The organism is Labrys sp. 22185 (assembly GCF_052045555.1).
Taxonomy (GTDB): Bacteria; Pseudomonadota; Alphaproteobacteria; order Rhizobiales; family Labraceae; genus Labrys; species Labrys neptuniae.
In genome coordinates this window covers 353,136-370,788 of sequence record NZ_JBQEPH010000004.1, presented here as the reverse complement: position 1 = coordinate 370,788, position 17,653 = coordinate 353,136, and the positions used below count along the sequence as shown (strand labels likewise).

Here is a 17,653-nt window from a genome sequence, read left to right as displayed (position 1 = left end):
TGCCGATCTCCTCAGTTCCATTGACCTATCGATGGAATGGGATCGGCACGGTCGGTGAAGAAAGTGCCGGTCCGAAGACCGGCACACCCGATCTTACTGGGCGGGAGCGGCCGGAGCCGGCGTGACAGGGGCCGGGGTGGCCGGGGCCTGATCATCGCCGCCGGGAAGCTGCATGCTTCCATCCGCAGGATCGGCCGGTGCCGCCGGAGGCTGCACGATCTTGGCAGCGGCGCGCAGCTTGGCGAAGACTTCCTGCTGCGTCTTCTGGGTCAGATAGTCCGAGATCTGCTGCTTGACGCGGTCGAGGGCCGGCGGAGCCTGCGGACGGCGCTCTTCGAGCTTGATGATGTGATAGCCGAACTGGCTCTTCACCGGCTGGGAGACCTCGCCGGGCTTCATGCCGAAGGCGGCCTCGGCGAATTCCTTGACCATGCGATCCTTGGTGAACCAGCCGAGGTCCCCGCCCTGCTCGGCGGAGCCGGGATCCTTCGAGACTTCCTTGGCGACCTTGGCGAAATCTTCGCCCGCCTTCAGCCGGGCCTCGACCTTCTTGGCGTCGTCCTCGCTCGCCACCAGGATGTGGCGGGCATGCACTTCGTCCTGGGCCGGGATCAGCTTGACCTGGTCGTCATAGGCCTTCTTGATCGCGTCCTCGGTCACCGCTTCCTTGACGGCCTTGGCGACGAGAGCATCGATCAGGATGCGCTGGCGGTAGAAGGCGAGCTTCTTCTGCACCTCGGCTTCATCAAGCACCTTCTGCTGCTCGGCCGCATTGGCGGCCACGCGCAGATTGATGGCGGCGTTGATGATGATGTCCTGCCGCTTGGCCGGCGAGAGCTGGGGTGACAGGCTCGGCCCGATCTCCTGCTCCACGGCATTGAGATCGTCCTGGGTAATGGGCTGTCCATCCACGCTGATGGTCGGGGTCGCCTGCGACGCGGGCGCTGCGGGAGCTGGCTGGGCTGCCGGAGCCGGGGCGGCGGCGGGCTTCGCCGCGTCTTCAGCGTTGGAAGGCGCGGCAGCGAAGGCCAGGAAGGCAACGCTGGCGAGCAGGGTCGCGGCTGGACGCGCGCGGCGAAGTGACATCATGGGCAGGTTCCTCGAGAGCGGGGGCGGACCCGGAAGCAGTCAGGCTCCGGACGGACGCTGTTTCGGCAACAGGCCCGCATTGCTCCTGATCCCGGGACGAACGCCTACGTAGCGCTGATAGGACAGGAGAAAAGCAAGGTCAATGTCGCCGAACGGCCAGCGCTTCGCCCGCCTTTTAGGAAGGCCTGTCGTCAAAACTGTGACGAGGCCGGCGCTTTGCGACGAATGACCGAGCCATAGCGGCGTGACGGCAAAAAATTACGGATTTTTCAGCCAAATGCCCCGGTCAACCGGCGTGGTAGACCCTAAGGTCGATTGACACCCCAAACCCCAATACTTAAGTGAGTCCGGCCGGCAAGCCCTTCGAACCGGGGCGCCGGCATTACGGCAGTCGGTTCACACAATTTCATAAGGCAGCCTGATTCCCGCTGCATCGGACTGCCCCCATCTTGCCGTATCGGGAGCATGCCGCCATGCTGGTGCCATAGCGCACGGTGATTGGAAGCGGGTTGCCTCACATCGGACAGCGCCCGGGCGATGTCCGGTTTCCGTTCCCCGGCTTTCACGGCCGGGGTTGACACGATGACCGGAGCCCCTCTCCGGTCAGGTATCACGCCGCCGCGAGGCGCGAAGATTTGAAGGCCTTCTATGTTCGGCTCGCTCGCCAAGAAACTGTTCGGCTCCTCCAATGATCGCCGGCTGAAAGCCTACAAACCCAAAATCGCCGCCATTGCGGCGCTCGAACCGGAAGTGGCAGCGCTGTCCGACGAGGCTCTGCGAGCCCGCACCGACGAGTTCAAGGCCCAGCTCGCCGCCGGCAAGACCCTCGACGACATCCTGGTGCCGGCTTTCGCCACCGTGCGCGAGGCAGCCAAGCGCGTGCTCGGCCAGCGCCATTTCGACACCCAGCTCATCGGCGGCATGGTGCTGCATGAGGGCGCCATCGCCGAAATGAAGACGGGCGAAGGCAAGACCCTGGTGGCAACCGCTCCGGTCTACCTCAATGCCCTCGCCGGCAAGGGCGTGCATGTCGTCACCGTCAACGACTACCTGGCCAGCCGCGACTCCGAATGGATGGGCCGTGTCTATACCTTCCTCGGCCTGACCACCGGCGTGATCGTGCACGGCCTCACCGACGAGGAACGCCACGCGGCCTATGCCTGCGACATCACCTACGGCACCAACAACGAATTCGGCTTCGACTATCTGCGCGACAACATGAAATACGACATGGCGCAGATGGTGCAGCGCGGCCATGCCTTCGCCATCGTCGACGAAGTCGACTCCATCCTGGTGGACGAGGCCCGCACACCGCTGATCATCTCCGGCCCGCTGGAGGATCGCCCCGAGCTCTACCAGACCATCGACGCGCTGATGCCGCAGCTCGACAAGGACGATTACGAGCTCGACGAGAAGCAGCGTACCGTCAGCCTCACCGAGAAGGGCAATGAACGCGTCGAGCAGATGCTGGCGGGTTCCGGCATGCTGCGTGACGGCTCGATGTATGATGCCGCCAACGTCACCATCGTCCACCACGTCAACCAGGCCCTGCGCGCCCACAAGCTGTTCACCCGCGACAAGGACTACATCGTCCGCAACAACGAAGTGGTGATCATCGACGAATTCACCGGCCGCATGATGCCGGGACGACGCTATTCGGAAGGCCTGCACCAGGCGCTCGAAGCCAAGGAGCGGGTGCAGATCCAGCCCGAGAACCAGACCCTGGCCTCGATCACCTTCCAGAACTATTTCCGCCTCTACGCCAAGCTGGCCGGCATGACCGGCACCGCCGCCACCGAGGCGGACGAGTTCATGGACATCTACAATCTCGAAGTGATCGAGATCCCGACCAACCGGCCGGTGCAGCGCATCGACGACGACGACGAGGTCTATCGGACGGTCGACGAGAAATACAAGGCGATCGTGCGCCTGATCGAGGAATGCCGCCAGCGCGGCCAGCCGCTCCTGGTCGGCACCACCTCGATCGAAAAATCCGAGACGCTGGCCGCTTATCTCATCAAGCAGGGTTACAAGCAGCGCGATTTCTCCGACCCGAACGCCTTCGCCTCACTCTATGACGGCGATCAGGGCACGGCCGATGAGAAGGTCTTCGCCGTGCTGAACGCCCGCTATCACGAGCAGGAAGCCTTCATCGTCAGCCAGGCCGGCGTGCCGGGCGCCATCACCATCGCCACCAATATGGCCGGCCGCGGCACGGACATCCAGCTCGGCGGCAATGCCGACATGCGCATCAAGGTCGAACTCGCCGACCTGCCCGAAGGACCCGAGCGCGAGGCGGCGGAGACCCGCATCAAGGATCAGGTCGCTACGCTGAAGGAAAAGGCGCTCGCCGCCGGAGGCCTCTACATCATCGGCACCGAGCGCCATGAGAGCCGGCGCATCGACAACCAGCTGCGCGGCCGCTCCGGCCGCCAGGGCGACCCCGGCCATTCGCGCTTTTTCCTGTCGCTGCAGGACGATCTGATGCGCATCTTCGGCTCGGAGCGCATGGACGGCATGCTGCAGAAGCTCGGCCTCAAGGAGGACGAGGCGATCGTGCATCCCTGGATCAACCGCGCGCTCGAAAAAGCGCAGCAGAAGGTCGAGGCTCGCAATTTCGATATCCGCAAGAACATCCTGAAATACGACAATGTGCTCAACGATCAGCGCAAGGAGATCTTCGAGCATCGCCGCGAGCTGATGGCGCAGGAGTCGGTGGGCGAGACCATCGCCGATTTCCGCCATCTCGTCATCGACGACACGGTGCGCGCCCACGTGCCCGAGAACGCCTATCCCGAGCAGTGGGACACCGAAGGCCTGCACAAGTCGGTGAACGACGTGCTCAGCCTCGACCTGCCGATCACCGACTGGGCCAAGGAAGAGGGCATCGCCGACGAGGAGCTGACCCACCGCATCACCGAAGCGGCCGACAAGCACGCCGCCGAGCGGGCCGCCGGCTTCGGCGAGGAGGTAACGCGTCAGGTCGAGAAGGCCGTGCTCCTGCAGACGCTCGACAATCTGTGGCGCGACCACATCGTCACGCTCGACCATCTGCGCCAGGTCATCGGCTTCCGCGCCATGGCCCAGCGCGATCCGCTGATCGAGTACAAGTCGGAAGGCTACCAGCTCTTCTCCGACCTGATGAACCGCTGGCGCGAGGATGTCACCCGCACCATGTTCCGCCTGCAGGTCATGCAGCAGCCGGAAGAGCCCGCTCTGCCGCAGATGTTCGGCCAGCATATCGACCCGCTCACCGGCGAGGACGAGTTCGCCATGCCCGGCTCCGGTTTTCCGCCAGCCCAGCTGAGCTCACCCTTCCCGGCCGCCGACAGCCCGGCCCAGCGCATCGTGGCGCCGGAAGATCGCAACCCCGACGATCCCTCCACCTGGGGCCGCGTCGGCCGCAACGAGGTCTGCCCCTGCGGCTCGGGCAAGAAGTACAAGCACTGCCACGGGCAACTGGCTTGAGCGACGCGCCGTCGCATCCGGCCGAAGGCCTGTCGACGGTGCTGACCTATCGCCTCACGCCGGAGGAAGTGCTGCTGTGGAGGGAACTGGCCGCCGGGCGTCGCAACGCCCTGCGGCGGGAGCCCATGGACCAGGGCAGCTACTACTACCTGCCCGTCCTGCTCCTCGCCGGCTTCGTCATCCTTCTTGCTTTGATCGGTGCCATCGGAATCGAGCACCTGCAATTGGCACTCGCCTTCGGGCTCGCAGGCTATCTCATCACCCGCCTCTGCGACTTCGCCCTGTCGAGATGGCATGCGCGCAAGGCCGTTCGCCACGGCACACGACGCGGCTTTTTCGAAGGTGATTATCATGTCACCTGGGATATGCACTCGATCCGCGCCGACATTCCCGATCTCAGCCTGACATTCGCGCGCAAGACCATCGGCCATGTCTCCGACTTGAAGGGCCTGGTCGTGTTGTGGATGGACGAACTCGATTCCTCGCTCGCCATTCCCCACCGCGCCTTCGAAGATGAGACGGCGCGACGACGGTTCATCGGCGGCATCGCGTCCAAGGCCGCCTGAGGCAGGAGCGGCTTCACCGGCTTCGATACAGAAATCGAGGAACCGGCGTCGCAGCCCTCAGGCCTTGTCCGCCTCTGCCTCGTCCGCCTCTGCCTCCTCCTCCAGCCTGTCCTCCACCCGCTGGCGCAGCACGGCGAAGAAGCCCGATTGCGACAACGTGAAGTTCGGCCTGGCGAAAGGCTTGCCGGCATCGGCCCGCATACGGGCGAGCAAGGCCAGGGCGTCGGCCTGTTTCTGGCTGACGGCGTGGCGCTCCAGCACCGCTTCCACCGAGGCGGCATCGGCAAGCCCCGACTGCGCCACGACGTCCGGCCAGCTGCGTTCCTTGAAATGGATGCGCCGCGCCGCGGCCAGCAGGGCCTCGCAGCTCGTGGACGGCAGCGCTCCGGCCTCGGCAATGGCCTCCAGCGTCGCCTCGACGTCGACCAGGGCAAGGCTGAGCGGTGCATAGCCGAACTCGGCCGGCGCATGCGCCACGCCGACATCGGCATCCGCCACCCGGCGCCCGCTGGCATAGTCCTCGAAGATCCGGCCGATGCCGATCATGCCGAAGGCGGCGCATTCGGCACCGCGCAGCGCTCCCATCGAGGCAGCGCCGTAGACCGGGATGCCTTCGCTGAGGGCGTAGAGGATCTCCTTGTGCCAAACCGAGGGCGCGTGGTCGAAGACGCCGTCGATCAGGCCTATGGCATCGGCGCCGGTCATCGCCGCCGCCAGCACATCGCCGCAGCCTGCGGGCGGGCGCACCGCAAAGCCCTCGAGCAAGGCAGGGTCGACGCCGTGAAGGCTGGGACCCGTGAAGAGGATCGTGGTCATGGGCGGGTTTCTCTGGCGGCTCCGGCCGGCCCGCCAACCGTCGTCTGTCTGGGAATGAGGTCGTTGACGCTGACGGAGGCGACGTCGCCCTCCATATAGGCGCCCAGCCCCGGTGTCAGGATCCTCACCACATGGGCAAGGGGCGAGGGAGAGGCGAGGTCGAACAGGAAGACATCCTCGCAGCCGGCATGGGCCAACGCCTGCAGCGTCACACTCAGGCGCTCAGCGTCCGAAAGACTGCTTCGGCTCGGATAGCGCTCGGCCAGGACCGACAGCGTCACCGCCTCTTCCCTTGGCAAGGGCACGGCGCTGGTCGCGACGTAATATTGCGAAGGATCCATGTCGTCCCGTGCGCCGGCTATGTTGGTCAGGCGCGACTGCACGGCTTCCAGCAGCGCCGCCAGCATGGCCTCCCCTGCATCGAGGCGGCAGGCATAGCCACCGGATAGTCGCTCCCCGGCTCCCTGCTCATCCAGGACGGGCCGGCTTATCACGGCGCCGACGACGGGAAGGTCCGTCTTGCCCCTGACATGGTAGAAATGGGGCACCAGGCCTGCGGCGGAAACCTTGCCGACGGCTTCGTCGAGCCCGGCATGCAAGCCTGGCTGCCACAGCAACTGCCGTGCGAAAGTGCTGGAAAGCCCGAAGAGCTCCACCGGCAGGGTGGCATCCCTCTCAATGGCTTCGAACAAGGCCCGGGTAGCAGCGAACTCGAATGTCCGTCCGGCGGCAAGGCCGGTGGACGCCACGGTAAAGGCCCTGTAGTCCCAAGGGAATCCCACGCGCGTATCGAGCCCGATCAGCTCATAGGGCGCGTAGACCTCCGCACCGGATCGCTGATGGACCCCGCGCACCCAGGCGCGCTGGCGCTTGGGATCGAAGAGAGCATATTTGCAGCGCGACAATCTCTCGAGGGGCACGAGCCTTCGCCCGCGAGCCACCATCTCCGTCGCCGTCGCGAATTCGCAGACCAGCTCTTTCGTCTGTTCGGCGACGGCCCCTTCGATCGATTCCATGATGGCGCCGATCCGCGCCTGTTCATGCGTCAGGCCCTTGCCCTGGCTGACCGACAAGGCGCGGGAATTGGGCCGCGTCGCAAACCAGACGGGAATGCCGATGATATCGAGCCCGGTGATGTCACCGCAGCGGGTGATGCGGAACGGCGCCAACGACTGCAGGGAAAACGGCGAACCGCAATCCGCCGTCTTCCCTGGATCCGTCGGGAGCAACTCCCCTCCTTCGAGGAGATGGTGCAGTTGGTCAGGCATTATTTGCCGGCATCATCCGATAGGACTGCGTTCTGCAGCGTATCGCCGTCCGAACCGATCAGTTGCCGCAGCGCCGCCTCGACCGGGGAATAAATGCCCGCATTCGATTGGATGGTCGTCTGGATACCGGCGTGGGGTTGGATGCCGGCCTGGCTGGTAATACCCGCCTGATTGGTGATGCCCGCCTGGGATTGGACACCAGCCTGCGACTGCACGCCCGCCTGGGACTGCACGCCCGCCTGGGACTGCACGCCGGCTTGGGACTGCACGCCAGCTTGGGTTTGAACACCGGCCTGGCTCTGGATCCCCGCATGCAGCTGGCCGTTGGCATCCGTGAAAATATCGGTTCCGAACGCAAAATCGACCTCGGACAGCCGCACGCCGGCAGCCACGAGAGCTTCGATACCCTGGGCACTGCTGGGGTCTATGCCACTTCCCGAAGCGGTCGGGGCTCGGCAGTCCGCCATCAACCGCCACAGCGCCGCAACGACTTTCGCGTAGCCGTCGCTCGAGGTTGCCTGGCTATATTTAACGATCTCATCGTGGCTGATTTCGACAACGCGCAACGGGCTCATCTTGATGAGTACAACCCCGGCGCCTCGGTTCCCGATCACGAACATCCGCTCGGTGGACATATCCCCTCCTGCTCCTTTCAAAAAGACAGCAACCCTCGAATGCACGCCAGCTTATGGAATTTTATTTCGTACAAATCGATCGTTGCTATCCAACGTCACCCCAATACACGAGTAACAGACTTTGATCTCTATATTTAAAGTCAAATTCGAGAATTTTTGGAGATGACAAAATCAATCCAAGCCGGCTATTCTCAATCCTTCCGCACATAGATTGATATCTTCGCTACGCCGGTCTGGCGCGAGGCGAGCCATTTCGAGCGCCGTTGCGCCGGGATACATTTCGGCGAGCTTCCTGCCATATTGGCGCGCCACGTCCACATTGCCCATGAGGCCGTGGCACATGGCCAGGACACGCAGCACCGCATCTTCGCTGCTCATGTTCTTGCACAGCTCGATTCCCGTGGCGAAATCCCTGCGCCGGATCGCGATGGTGCAGCCGAACCACCAGTAATAGTCAGGCGGGAACGGATTGAGCTCCAACGCCCGCTGGAAGCGCTCCCACCCGGTATCGGCAAAGCCGAGATGCGACAAAGCATCGGCATGGTGGGACAACAGGTCCGCCGAATGCGGATTCAGCGCCTCGGCGACCAGGAATTTCTCGGCCGCATAGTCGAAATCGCGCTGATAGAGCGCGACGACCGCCGCCATCCAATGGCCCTCGCCGATGCCACCGTCGATGGCGAGCGCCGTTTCGGCCTCGTGACGGGCCTGATGCAGGAGATAGGGGTCATTCCCCCCGAGCATCAGCCATTCGAGCTGCAGGGTCTGGGCGATGCGGGCATGGGCCGGCGCAAAGGAGCGGTCTTCGCTGATGGCCTGCTTGAACTCCGCCCGGGCTCGGCGCAGTTTCGGCAGGTCGCAATTCTTCAGGCGGGTCTGGCCTTCCAGATAATGCCGGTAGGCGTTCGGCTTCGGATCGGCCCTCATCCGGTCGAGCTGATCGCGCTCGATCTCGCTCGCGAGCGTCGACGAGATCTGCCGGGTAATACGCCTGAAGGTGGAAGGCAATTTATCCAGGCCGATCGGATATTCCGCCGCCCAGATGATCTCGGCGCCGGGCTGACGCGTCAATCTCAGAGCCATATGCTCGCCATCGGGGAGCATGAAGCCTGAAATGAGATAGCCGCTTCTCAGCGCCGCCAGCCGCTCCGCGTCCGGCGAATCCGCGACCTCGAAACTGCTATGGGGCGCAATCACCGCGAAGGTTCGATGACGCGACAGGTCATTGGCCACATCTTCGATGAGCGCGCGATGCAGGTAGTGGAGCTGGTCTCCCGCCAACGCCTTGGGAGGAAACAAGGCAACCCTTGGCAGGCCGACCAAGCTACGCGTTGCCGAGACCTCCCGGTCAGCGTCGCCCTGCATCTCGCTGGACCGGTCCGATACCACATGCAGGCGCGCTCTCGGCGCGTTCGCCAGGATGCGCCGCATCGCCGCCATCGTCTCGGGACGCGGCTCGCTGTCCAATTCCTGCTTCAGAACGGCAACGAGGGTGGCATAGGTGCGGTTCACCGCATCGAAATTGCCGTTTCGCCCATAGGCCTCGAGCAAAGCTCGATAGCTTTCCTCGCGCTCCGGCTCCAAGGCCAGCATGCGTTCGCCAATGATATCGATCTCACGCTCGGGCGCGCGCCCGAAGCGGGTCATTTCCAGTAGCACGTCGGCGGCCAAGCCGAGCACCAGGCGGCGGAAGCGTTCGCGCTCGCCGCGGAACCACTGCGCCAGTTCGCCGCCGCCGGTGTCGATGGTGTCGAGCAGATCGCCTCGCGCCAGCAGCACCGCCTCCACCCGCTCGGCGAGCACAGCCGATTTCTGCAGGGCAAGGATGCTCGCCAGATCGGAACGCTGCGCACTGGAGCCGGCCATCAGATGGGAACCGCTGGTCTCGATCAGGGGCTCCTCATAAGGCCAGCACCTGTGAATGCGCACCAGCAACTGACGCAGATTGGTCAGTGCCTTCTCCTCGGGCGCATCATCCCAGAGCAAGGCGGCCACCGCCTGGCGGCTCATCCGGCCGCTGCCGGCAAGCAGCAGCATGGCGATGAGAATGTAGCCTTTGGCCGGAAATACCCCCTCGGTCGGCTGGGCCATGTGAGGCACGCCGACCAGATGAACGATCATGTCCCGCTCAGCATTCATTCGTCGATCCCAGCTCCCTTCGCATGGTTGACGGACGAAAACCGCGCCCGCTCCCCCATAAGGCCTGGCACTATCGATCCGAACAACGCCGGCTCGCGCCCGTGGGAAACTCGCGCGAGCACCGCCAAGTTCGTGAACCGTGGCGACACTGTGTTACAAAATCCATTCAAGTCAATGAATTGGCCAGAAATCCTCGCCTCAAGTCACACCGGCGTCACACCAGCCGCCGAAATGCAAAAGAAAATAATGAGAATTATTTTCAAAAATCTTTACGTAATATATAATTATATTTGAACGCAGTCCTAAAAAATTGATACAACTACCATTATTATGTAAATACTGCAAAACTAAAACGCTAAAAATGGAATTTAATACAGAAAGACTACAAGGAATCTCCAACCTCTGCCGGAAGCTCTCCAAAAAATATACTGCCGATGCCCCGACAAATTGCAGGAATTCGTAATTTTAGGACCTCCCCCGCTCCCATGAGCAAGGCTTCGGGAAAGACGCGTTTTCCCTGCTTCCGCGCTGCCGCTTCCGGCACTGTGCTTCGGCCGGCACCATCACGTCATCGCTCCGAACAGATCCTCAAGGCCGATATCGGACACGCCATCCTCCACGAAAGTCTTGAGGCCCGGCACCAAGGCGCGCACCACATGCACGCCCTCGACCGGTCCGGGAAGATCGAAAAGAAAGATGTCGGCGTGCCCGGCCGCCGCAAGCTTGCCTGCGACGATGTCGAGTTGTGCGGCATGCGTCAACTCTTCCGCCCGGAGTAGAGGCGCTTGGCGATGACGCTCGGCGAATTCGGCCAGGCCGGGCGCCCCCGGAACCGGTGCGGGCAGAACGTCACCCCGCGTTTCGTAGAAATCCGGCTCCAGATCGTCGCGGGCCCCGCCAATATGGGTGAGCCGCGACTGCACGGCCTCCAGCAAGGCCGCCAGGGCAGCGGCTCCGGCATCGAGCCGGCAGGCCTCGCCTCCGGAAAAGCGCTCGCCACCGCCCTCCTCGCCGATCACCGGACGAACGATCGCGGCGCTGACCACCGGCAGACCGAGACGGTTGGTCTTGTCGAAGAAGCGCGGCTCCAGCCCGGCGGCGCGTACCTTGGCGACAGCCTCGTCCAGTCCGGCATGCACGCCGGCTTGCCAGCGCATTTGGCGCGACGTGGCCTCGAGGTGACCGAACGCGTCGGAGAAGGTGGTGGCATCATGCTCCGCCAGTTCGAGCAGGGCAGCCAGGGCGGCGAACTCGAAGCTCGGCCCGGCGGCAAGTCCGGCCGAACTGATATGGAAGGCATCCCGATCCCAGGGAAACTCTTCGCGCATGTCGAGCCCGATGAGCTCATAGGGTGCGAAGACCGGCCTCCCGCTGCCATGGGCAACGCCACGCACCCAGGCGCGCGGAGCCTCTTCGTCATAGGCTTCGACCCGGAAGCGCACGAGCTCTTCCAGCGGGACCAAATGCCGGCCGCGAGACAGCATCTCCTCCGGCGTGCCGAACTCGGCGATCAGGGCCTTGGTCTGTTCGGCGACGGCCCCTTCCACCGCCTCCATGATGGCGGATATGCGCGCCTGCTCAGGTGTCAGCCCCTTGCCCTGGCTGACGGCGATCGAGCGCGCATTGGGCCGGGTCGCAAACCAGACGGGAATGCCGACGACGTCGAGATCGGTCAGGTCACCCACGCGCGTGATGCCGAAGGGTGCAAGGGGCGGATGATCGTAGGCAGGTACCGGCTTCATGGCGGGGCGGTCATCAATCAATGAGCCGGCTATTTGACGGCTTGGGCCATGAGGTCGGCCATAACAGCCTCGCCCTCCGCCGTCAGGCCTTCGATAACGCTGCTGCGATAGGGCTCCGGCCGGTTCTGACTGAGCTTCCATTTGCCCTCGATGCTGGTAATCGCGATCTCCAGCCCGATAATGCCCTTGATCTGCCCCTTCATGAAGGATGATGGCGCACTCTCGGCCTGCCAGGGTTGCGGACGCCCGGCCTCGACCAGATTGGTCAGGGCGGTGACGTGCTCGCGCAGCCAGCGCGGATTCTCCGTCGACCTCAAACGGCCATGGACATGAACGGTGACATAGTTCCAGGTCGGCACGGCCTTGCCGCCTTCCACCTTGTCGACATACCAGCGCGGCGTGATGTAGTGCATCGGCCCCTGGAAGATCGCCAGCACCTCCAGGGCCGGGTCGTGATCGACGGCCATATGATTGTTGCGGTTGAGATGCCCCCGCAACACGCCCTTGCGCCCCTTGTCTGCCACCAGGAACAAGGGAATGTGATTGGCCTGCAGGCGTCCCCGTTCATGGGTGACGACCGTTGCCAGTGGATGATCGCGCATCAAGGCGTGGAGCACCTCCACGCGCTCTTCCCGGAAATATCGAGGGTTATACAAGGCTCACCTCATACTTCCACGAGGCCGGCATCACGAAACGGAACCGAACCGTTCAGGGCAAAGTACGATTCCCCAAAACCGCACTTTGCTCTTCTTCTTCGTTTTGACGCACTGCCTCGATCAGGAAGCCTGTCAACGTCCTTGGAAAATGCCCTAGCAGGCAAAATCGTCGGCATTGCCGTCATCGAGCAGCACCGCATCCTGGAGATTGTTGCCGGTTCTCTGCGTCAGGTAGCAAAGCGCCATTTTCAGGGAACGGTTGCGGCCCCGAACAGCTTCGATCGCCGCAGCCGACATGTTCGTCCCAAACGAAAACTCCAGATTGCTCAGCTCCGCACCAGCCTCGGCGAGCGAAGCGATGCCGACGATATTCTCGGGCTCGAGCGGCTTGCCTTGGCCATTGGCAGCACGGTGGTCGGCAATCACCCGCCAACAGAGGGCAGCGACCGCCGCATAGCCGTCGCAATTATGTTCTTTGCCAAAACGACGGACCTCCTTGTCGGGAATCCGAACGATGCGGATGGGACTCATCTTGATCAGGAAGACTCCGACGCCCCTGTCGCCAATGATGTAGATATGATCTCGATCTCGTCTTATTCCAGCCATGCTACCCTCTCTTGAGTAAGTTTATGATTATAAGTTTTCTTATTATGAAGTTAAGAAGAAGAAGCATTCTGCGAATTAACTTATCCCAGCCACTTTAAGCCCACGCACAATAACCTCTTTCATGTTTCCTTTCTTATCCGGCGTGAGATTTACTACATCTGCCGCAGTGATGCCGGGATACATATCCTTCAAACGTGCCCCATAGTTCCTGGCGACCTCCTTGTTACCGAGATTGCCATGGCATATTGCCAGGATCCTCAGGACGGACTGATCGTTCTCCATTTTGCTGCACATGTCGATCGCCCCGTCGAAGTCCTCGCGAAAATAGGCGATCGTGGCCCCGCCCCACCAATAGCGGTCGGGCGGGAAGGGGTTGAGTTCGATGGCGCGCTGAAACCTCTGCCAGCCAGCATCGGGATCCCCCAGATGAGCCAGGGTGTCACCATGCGATTCCAGCAGGTCGGCCGAATTGGGATTGAGCGTCTCGGCTTCCAGGAATTGCTCCGCCGCCTTGTCATAATCGCGCTGATGCAGTGCAATCACCGCCGACATCCAATGACCGACGCTGTTGCCTGCATCGATGCCGATTGCCGCCTCGGCTTCGTGGCGGGCCTGCATCAGGAGTGATGGGTCATTCGCTCCCAGCATGAGCCATTCCAGCTGGAGCGCATTCGAGACAGCTCCCCTCGCGCCGGCGAAGTCCATGTCGATCGCCGCCGCTTTCTGAAACTCCACTCTTGCGCGCCGCAGACGCGGCAGGTCGCAATTCTTGAACAGGAGATGTCCTTCCAGATAGTGCCGATAGGCAAGCGGCTTGGGATCGGCCCGCAGGCGATCAAGCTGATCCCGCTCGATTTCGCTCGCCAGCGTCACCGCAATCCGATGCGAGATCATGCGGAAGGCAACGACCAGGTCCTCCAGTTCCACGCGATATTCGGCTGCCCAGATGATCTCGTCGCCGGGATTGCGGGTCAGGCGTAGCGCCATCTTCTGGCTCCCGGGCACCAGAAAGCCGGTAACGAGGTAGCCCGAGCGCAGGGCGGCCAGTCTTTCCCGATCCCCGGTATCGGCCACGTCGAAACTGCTGTGAGGCGCGGTCACCGCAAAGGTGGCGTGACGCGACAGACTGTTGGCGACGTCCTCGATCAGCATGCGATAGAGGGGATGCAGAGTCTCTCCCGGCCGCGGCTGCGGCGGGAACAGGGAGACGCGCGGCAGGCCCGCCAGATTGCGCAAGGCCGGAGGCTGGACAGTCTGCTCGATCGCCGCCGATACCTCGGCTTCGGCGACGACCTGCAACCGAGGGCGCGGAGCATTCGCCAGGATACGCCGCATCGTGGCCACCGTTTCCGGCCTCGGCTCGGTGCCGAATTCATCGCGCAAGATCTTTTTCAGATCGTCGAAGACACGGTTGGCTTCCTCGATATCGCCGATCCGGCCATAGGCCTCCATCAGTGCGCGGAAACTCTCCTCCCGCTCCGGTTCCAGCGCCAGCATGCGCTCACCGATCTCGTCGATGTCGCTTTTCTTGGCTCGGGCGAACTGTGTCATCTCCATGAGCACCTCGCCCGCCAGCCCCAGAACCTGGCGACGAAAGCGCTCGCGCTCGCTGCGAAACCATTGTGACAATTCGGGCCCGCCGCTGTCGATCGTGTCGAGCAGATCCCCCTTCACCAGCCTGACGACGGCCACACGTTCGGCCAGCACCTGGGATTTGCGGCGCGCCATGATCTGGGCAAGGTCGCTGCGGGTGGCTCCAGGCCCGGCCATCAGGTTGGAGCCTTCCACCTCGACCAGCGGCTCCTCCAGCGGCCAGAACCTGTTAATGCGGGCCAGCAATTGCCGGAGATTGGTGAGGGCCTTCTCTTCGGGAGCATCGTCCCACAGCAACGCGGCAATAGTCTGCCGGCTCATCCGCCGACTGCCGCAAAGCAACAGCATCGCAATGAGAACATATCCCTTGCCCGGAAACACGCCCTCCATTGGTTTGGCAACATGCGGTACGCCTACCAAATGAAGAACAATGTCGTCCTCAGCGTCCATTCGACTATCCTCGCCTGGGGAGTCTGGCCCGGCATCCCATGCATGCCGCCGCCACTTGCCAGATCCCCGCCGTTCCCATCACAAATCTCGTGGTTCGGAATGAGAACCTTCGGGCCACGCCCGACATATGCGCCGCATCTACTACTTGTTCGTCAAACACATTGAAGTCAACAAGTCCAATCTGATTCCCCACCAGACTTCACGCCCGAGTCACACAGAAACGGAATCATGAATATCACATCGCCCCCGATCAAGAAGTTCATTTATAAAATGATGACAAGGAGTCGCATCCATATCGACGCTCCAAATCGTACAACTAATCTTGCAATTATAAAATAAAACATAATTCAATTCTTGAAATAAAGCAGCCGAACAAAGTCGGGTGCGGGAAAATATCGAGCACCGCACACCGACAATACATTTAAGGAAGGTAATCGCTCGAAACTTCGGGCACCCGCCCGGCCGATTGGACTCTTCTTGTATTTCTCGGCGGCAGCCGGCTCTTCTTCAGGAAAGGCCGGCGAGGCGCAGGCCCTGGGCGCAGAACTCGATGTCCTCCTGGCGGCGATCCGGTGCCAGGCGCGCGAGGTCCAGGGCGGACATGCCTGGATAAGTGTCCATGACGCGCCGCCCATAATGACGGGCCATCGCGGTATCGCCCACGAAGCCATGGCACATGGCCAGCACCCGCATGGCCGATTCGTCATTCTCCATCCGGGCGCACATCTCGATTGCCTCCTCGAAGCGCCGGCGACGGATGGCGATGGTAGCGCCGAACCACCAGTAATAATCCGGCGGGAAGGGATTGAGCTCGAGGGCCCGCTGGAAGCGCTCCCAGCCCAGTTCCGGCTCGCCAAGATGCGACAGCGCATCGGCATGGTGGACCAGCAGATCGGCCGAATGCGGATTGAGGACCTCCGCTTCCATGAACTTTTCAGCGGTATAGTCGAAGTCATGCTGATAGAGCGCCACCACGGCCGACATCCAGTGGCCCGTGCCGTGGCCGGGATCGATCTTCATCGCCAGATCCGCTTCCGCCCGGGCCTGGTTGAGCAGGGACGGATCCGTGCCCCCCAGCATCAGCCATTCGAGCTGCAAGGTCTGGGCAATGCGGGCGCGCGAAGGCGCGAAATCCCCGTCCTCCTCGGTAGCCAGCTTGAACTCGGCGCGCGCCCGACGCAGGCGGGCGAGGTCAAAGCTGTGCAGCCGCGCCTGCCCTTCGAGATAATGGCAATAGGCGGCCGGCTTGGGATCGGCCCGGGCCCGATCGAGCTGGTCGCGTTCGATCTCATTGGCAAGGGTGGCAGCGATCTGCCGGGTGATCAGCCGGAAGGAAAGCGCCAGCCGCTCGGGCGAAACCAGATATTCGGCAGCCCAGACGATCTCCTCATCCGGCTGCCGTGTCAGCCGGAGGGCCATACGCTCGCTGCCCGGCACCATGAAGCCGGTGATCAGATAGGCGCTGCACAGGCTGGCAAAGCGCCGGGCATCGCCCGCATCGGCGACATGGAAACTGCTGTGCGGTGCGAGCACCGCGAAAGTACGGTGGCGCGACAGGTCGTTGGCGACGTCCTCGATCAGGGCCCGATGCAGGGGATCCAGCACGCGGCCGGGTATCGGGCGCGGCGGAAACAACGCCACACGCGGTAAGCCTGGCAGGCGAGGCGCAGCCGGGTTCGCCACAAGCAGGCGTTCATCGGGCATGTTGCGCGTTCCGCCGCTCACCTGCACCCGCGGCTGCGGCGCGCTGGCGAGGATACGACGCAAGGTGGCGACGGTCTGGGGCCGGGGCTCCGTTCCGAATTCACGCCGGAGCATGTCGGTCAGGCCGGCATGAACCCGATTCACCGCCGGAATGTTGCCGTTGCGTCCATGGGCTTCGATCAGGACGCGGTAGCTCTCCTCCCGTTCCGGCTCGAGCGTGAGCATGACCTCGCCGATGAGATCGATCTCTCGCTCGGGCGCGCGACCGTAGCGGGTCATCTCGACCAGGACTTCGGCGGCCAGCGCCAGCACGATGCGGCGGAAGCGTTCACGTTCGCTGCGGAACCATTGCGACAATTCGGGGCCACCCGAATCGATACTGTCGAGGAGATCCCCCTTGGCGAGCAGGACGGCCTGGACCCTCTCGGCCAGCACACCCGATTTCGCCAGACACAGGAGCGCGGCAAGGTCGCTGCGGTCCGCACCGGGTCCAGCAGCCAGATGGGGCCCGCTGGTCTCTACCAACGGATCGGCATAGGGCCATGTCCGATGGATGCGGACGAGAAGCTGGCGCAGATTGGTAAGGGCCTTCTCCTCGGGCGCATCGTCCCAGAGCAGGGCGGCGATGGCCTGGCGGCTCATGCGCCGGCCGCCGGCCAGCAACAGCATGGCAACCAGGACATAGCCCTTGGCAGGAAACACCCCCTCTCCCGCCACCGTGAGATGGGGGATACCGACCAGGCGAAGTGCTATGAAGGGCTTGTCATCCATCCTGTCCACCACGACCCCGGCACCTCCTGCGAGGCGCAACGCTAGAGAGTCTCGATGGTGAAGATCGCGCGCATCAAAACACGCCCGGCCCGACGCCAGTACGACGTCGGTGCCGATCTTCTCCTCATCGAGACCCAGGCCGGATGAACT

13 protein-coding genes are annotated in these 17,653 nt (G+C 63.0%); 4 read left to right on the top strand and 9 right to left on the bottom strand.

The genetic code is table 11. From position 1 onward, the window contains the following. Positions 1-93 precede the first annotated feature (93 nt). Positions 94-1,089, bottom strand: a complete 996-nt coding sequence (locus tag ACTJKX_RS11655; protein ID WP_394311196.1) for a peptidylprolyl isomerase — start codon at positions 1,087-1,089, stop codon at positions 94-96. 648 nt (positions 1,090-1,737) lie between these two features. On the opposite strand from ACTJKX_RS11655, the gene secA reads away from it, so the two are divergent. Continuing rightward, positions 1,738-4,557: a preprotein translocase subunit SecA gene (gene secA, locus ACTJKX_RS11650; RefSeq protein WP_394311194.1), complete on the top strand. Its 2,820-nt coding sequence runs from the start codon at positions 1,738-1,740 to the stop codon at positions 4,555-4,557. Beyond that, on the top strand, positions 4,554-5,123 hold the full coding sequence (locus tag ACTJKX_RS11645) for a hypothetical protein (RefSeq protein WP_394311192.1): 570 nt from the start codon (positions 4,554-4,556) through the stop codon (positions 5,121-5,123). Before secA ends, ACTJKX_RS11645 begins: the two co-directional genes overlap by 4 nt. 57 nt (positions 5,124-5,180) lie before the next feature. Here ACTJKX_RS11645 and ACTJKX_RS11640 read toward each other — a convergent pair whose 3' ends face one another. The 4 genes from ACTJKX_RS11640 to ACTJKX_RS11625 all read right to left on the bottom strand — a co-directional run bounded on the left by ACTJKX_RS11640 (position 5,181) and on the right by ACTJKX_RS11625 (position 9,963). Continuing rightward, entirely contained in the window at positions 5,181-5,939 is a 759-nt protein-coding gene (locus tag ACTJKX_RS11640; protein WP_394311190.1) for a TfuA-like protein, read from the bottom strand. Further along, positions 5,936-7,168 carry a YcaO-like family protein gene (locus ACTJKX_RS11635; RefSeq protein ID WP_394311188.1) on the bottom strand — a complete coding sequence of 411 codons (1,233 nt, stop codon included), beginning with the start codon at positions 7,166-7,168 and terminating at the stop codon, positions 5,936-5,938. Before ACTJKX_RS11635 ends, ACTJKX_RS11640 begins: the two co-directional genes overlap by 4 nt. 38 nt (positions 7,169-7,206) lie before the next feature. Continuing rightward, entirely contained in the window at positions 7,207-7,842 is a 636-nt protein-coding gene (locus ACTJKX_RS11630; protein ID WP_394311186.1) for a hypothetical protein, read from the bottom strand. 171 nt (positions 7,843-8,013) lie between these two features. Continuing rightward, positions 8,014-9,963, bottom strand: coding sequence for a BTAD domain-containing putative transcriptional regulator (locus tag ACTJKX_RS11625; RefSeq protein ID WP_367626150.1), 1,950 nt, complete (start codon positions 9,961-9,963; stop codon positions 8,014-8,016). Here ACTJKX_RS11625 and ACTJKX_RS11620 point away from each other — a divergent pair. Then, positions 9,952-10,275, top strand: coding sequence for a hypothetical protein (locus ACTJKX_RS11620; RefSeq protein WP_394311185.1), 324 nt, complete (start codon positions 9,952-9,954; stop codon positions 10,273-10,275). The two genes, ACTJKX_RS11625 and ACTJKX_RS11620, sit on opposite strands and share 12 nt — an antisense overlap. A gap of 269 nt (positions 10,276-10,544) precedes the next feature. Here ACTJKX_RS11620 and ACTJKX_RS11615 read toward each other — a convergent pair whose 3' ends face one another. Both ACTJKX_RS11615 and ACTJKX_RS11610 read right to left on the bottom strand, forming a co-directional pair. Continuing rightward, positions 10,545-11,723: a YcaO-like family protein gene (locus ACTJKX_RS11615; RefSeq protein ID WP_394311183.1), complete on the bottom strand. Its 1,179-nt coding sequence runs from the start codon at positions 11,721-11,723 to the stop codon at positions 10,545-10,547. 29 nt (positions 11,724-11,752) lie between these two features. Beyond that, the gene (locus tag ACTJKX_RS11610; protein ID WP_367626147.1) at positions 11,753-12,379 is read right to left on the bottom strand and encodes an FMN-binding negative transcriptional regulator; all 627 of its coding nucleotides are present in this window, start codon (positions 12,377-12,379) and stop codon (positions 11,753-11,755) included. 141 nt (positions 12,380-12,520) lie between these two features. On the opposite strand from ACTJKX_RS11610, the gene ACTJKX_RS11605 reads away from it, so the two are divergent. Further along, positions 12,521-13,000 (top strand): hypothetical protein, encoded by a 480-nt coding sequence (locus ACTJKX_RS11605; RefSeq protein ID WP_440725345.1) that lies wholly within the window; start codon positions 12,521-12,523, stop codon positions 12,998-13,000. A 60-nt stretch (positions 13,001-13,060) separates the two neighbouring features. On the opposite strand, the gene ACTJKX_RS11600 is transcribed toward ACTJKX_RS11605, so the two are convergent. Both ACTJKX_RS11600 and ACTJKX_RS11595 read right to left on the bottom strand, forming a co-directional pair. Further along, positions 13,061-14,899, bottom strand: a complete 1,839-nt coding sequence (locus tag ACTJKX_RS11600; RefSeq protein WP_394311181.1) for a BTAD domain-containing putative transcriptional regulator — start codon at positions 14,897-14,899, stop codon at positions 13,061-13,063. A 636-nt stretch (positions 14,900-15,535) separates the two neighbouring features. Further along, positions 15,536-17,503 (bottom strand): BTAD domain-containing putative transcriptional regulator, encoded by a 1,968-nt coding sequence (locus ACTJKX_RS11595; protein ID WP_311937650.1) that lies wholly within the window; start codon positions 17,501-17,503, stop codon positions 15,536-15,538. Between the last annotated feature and the right edge of the window lie 150 nt (positions 17,504-17,653).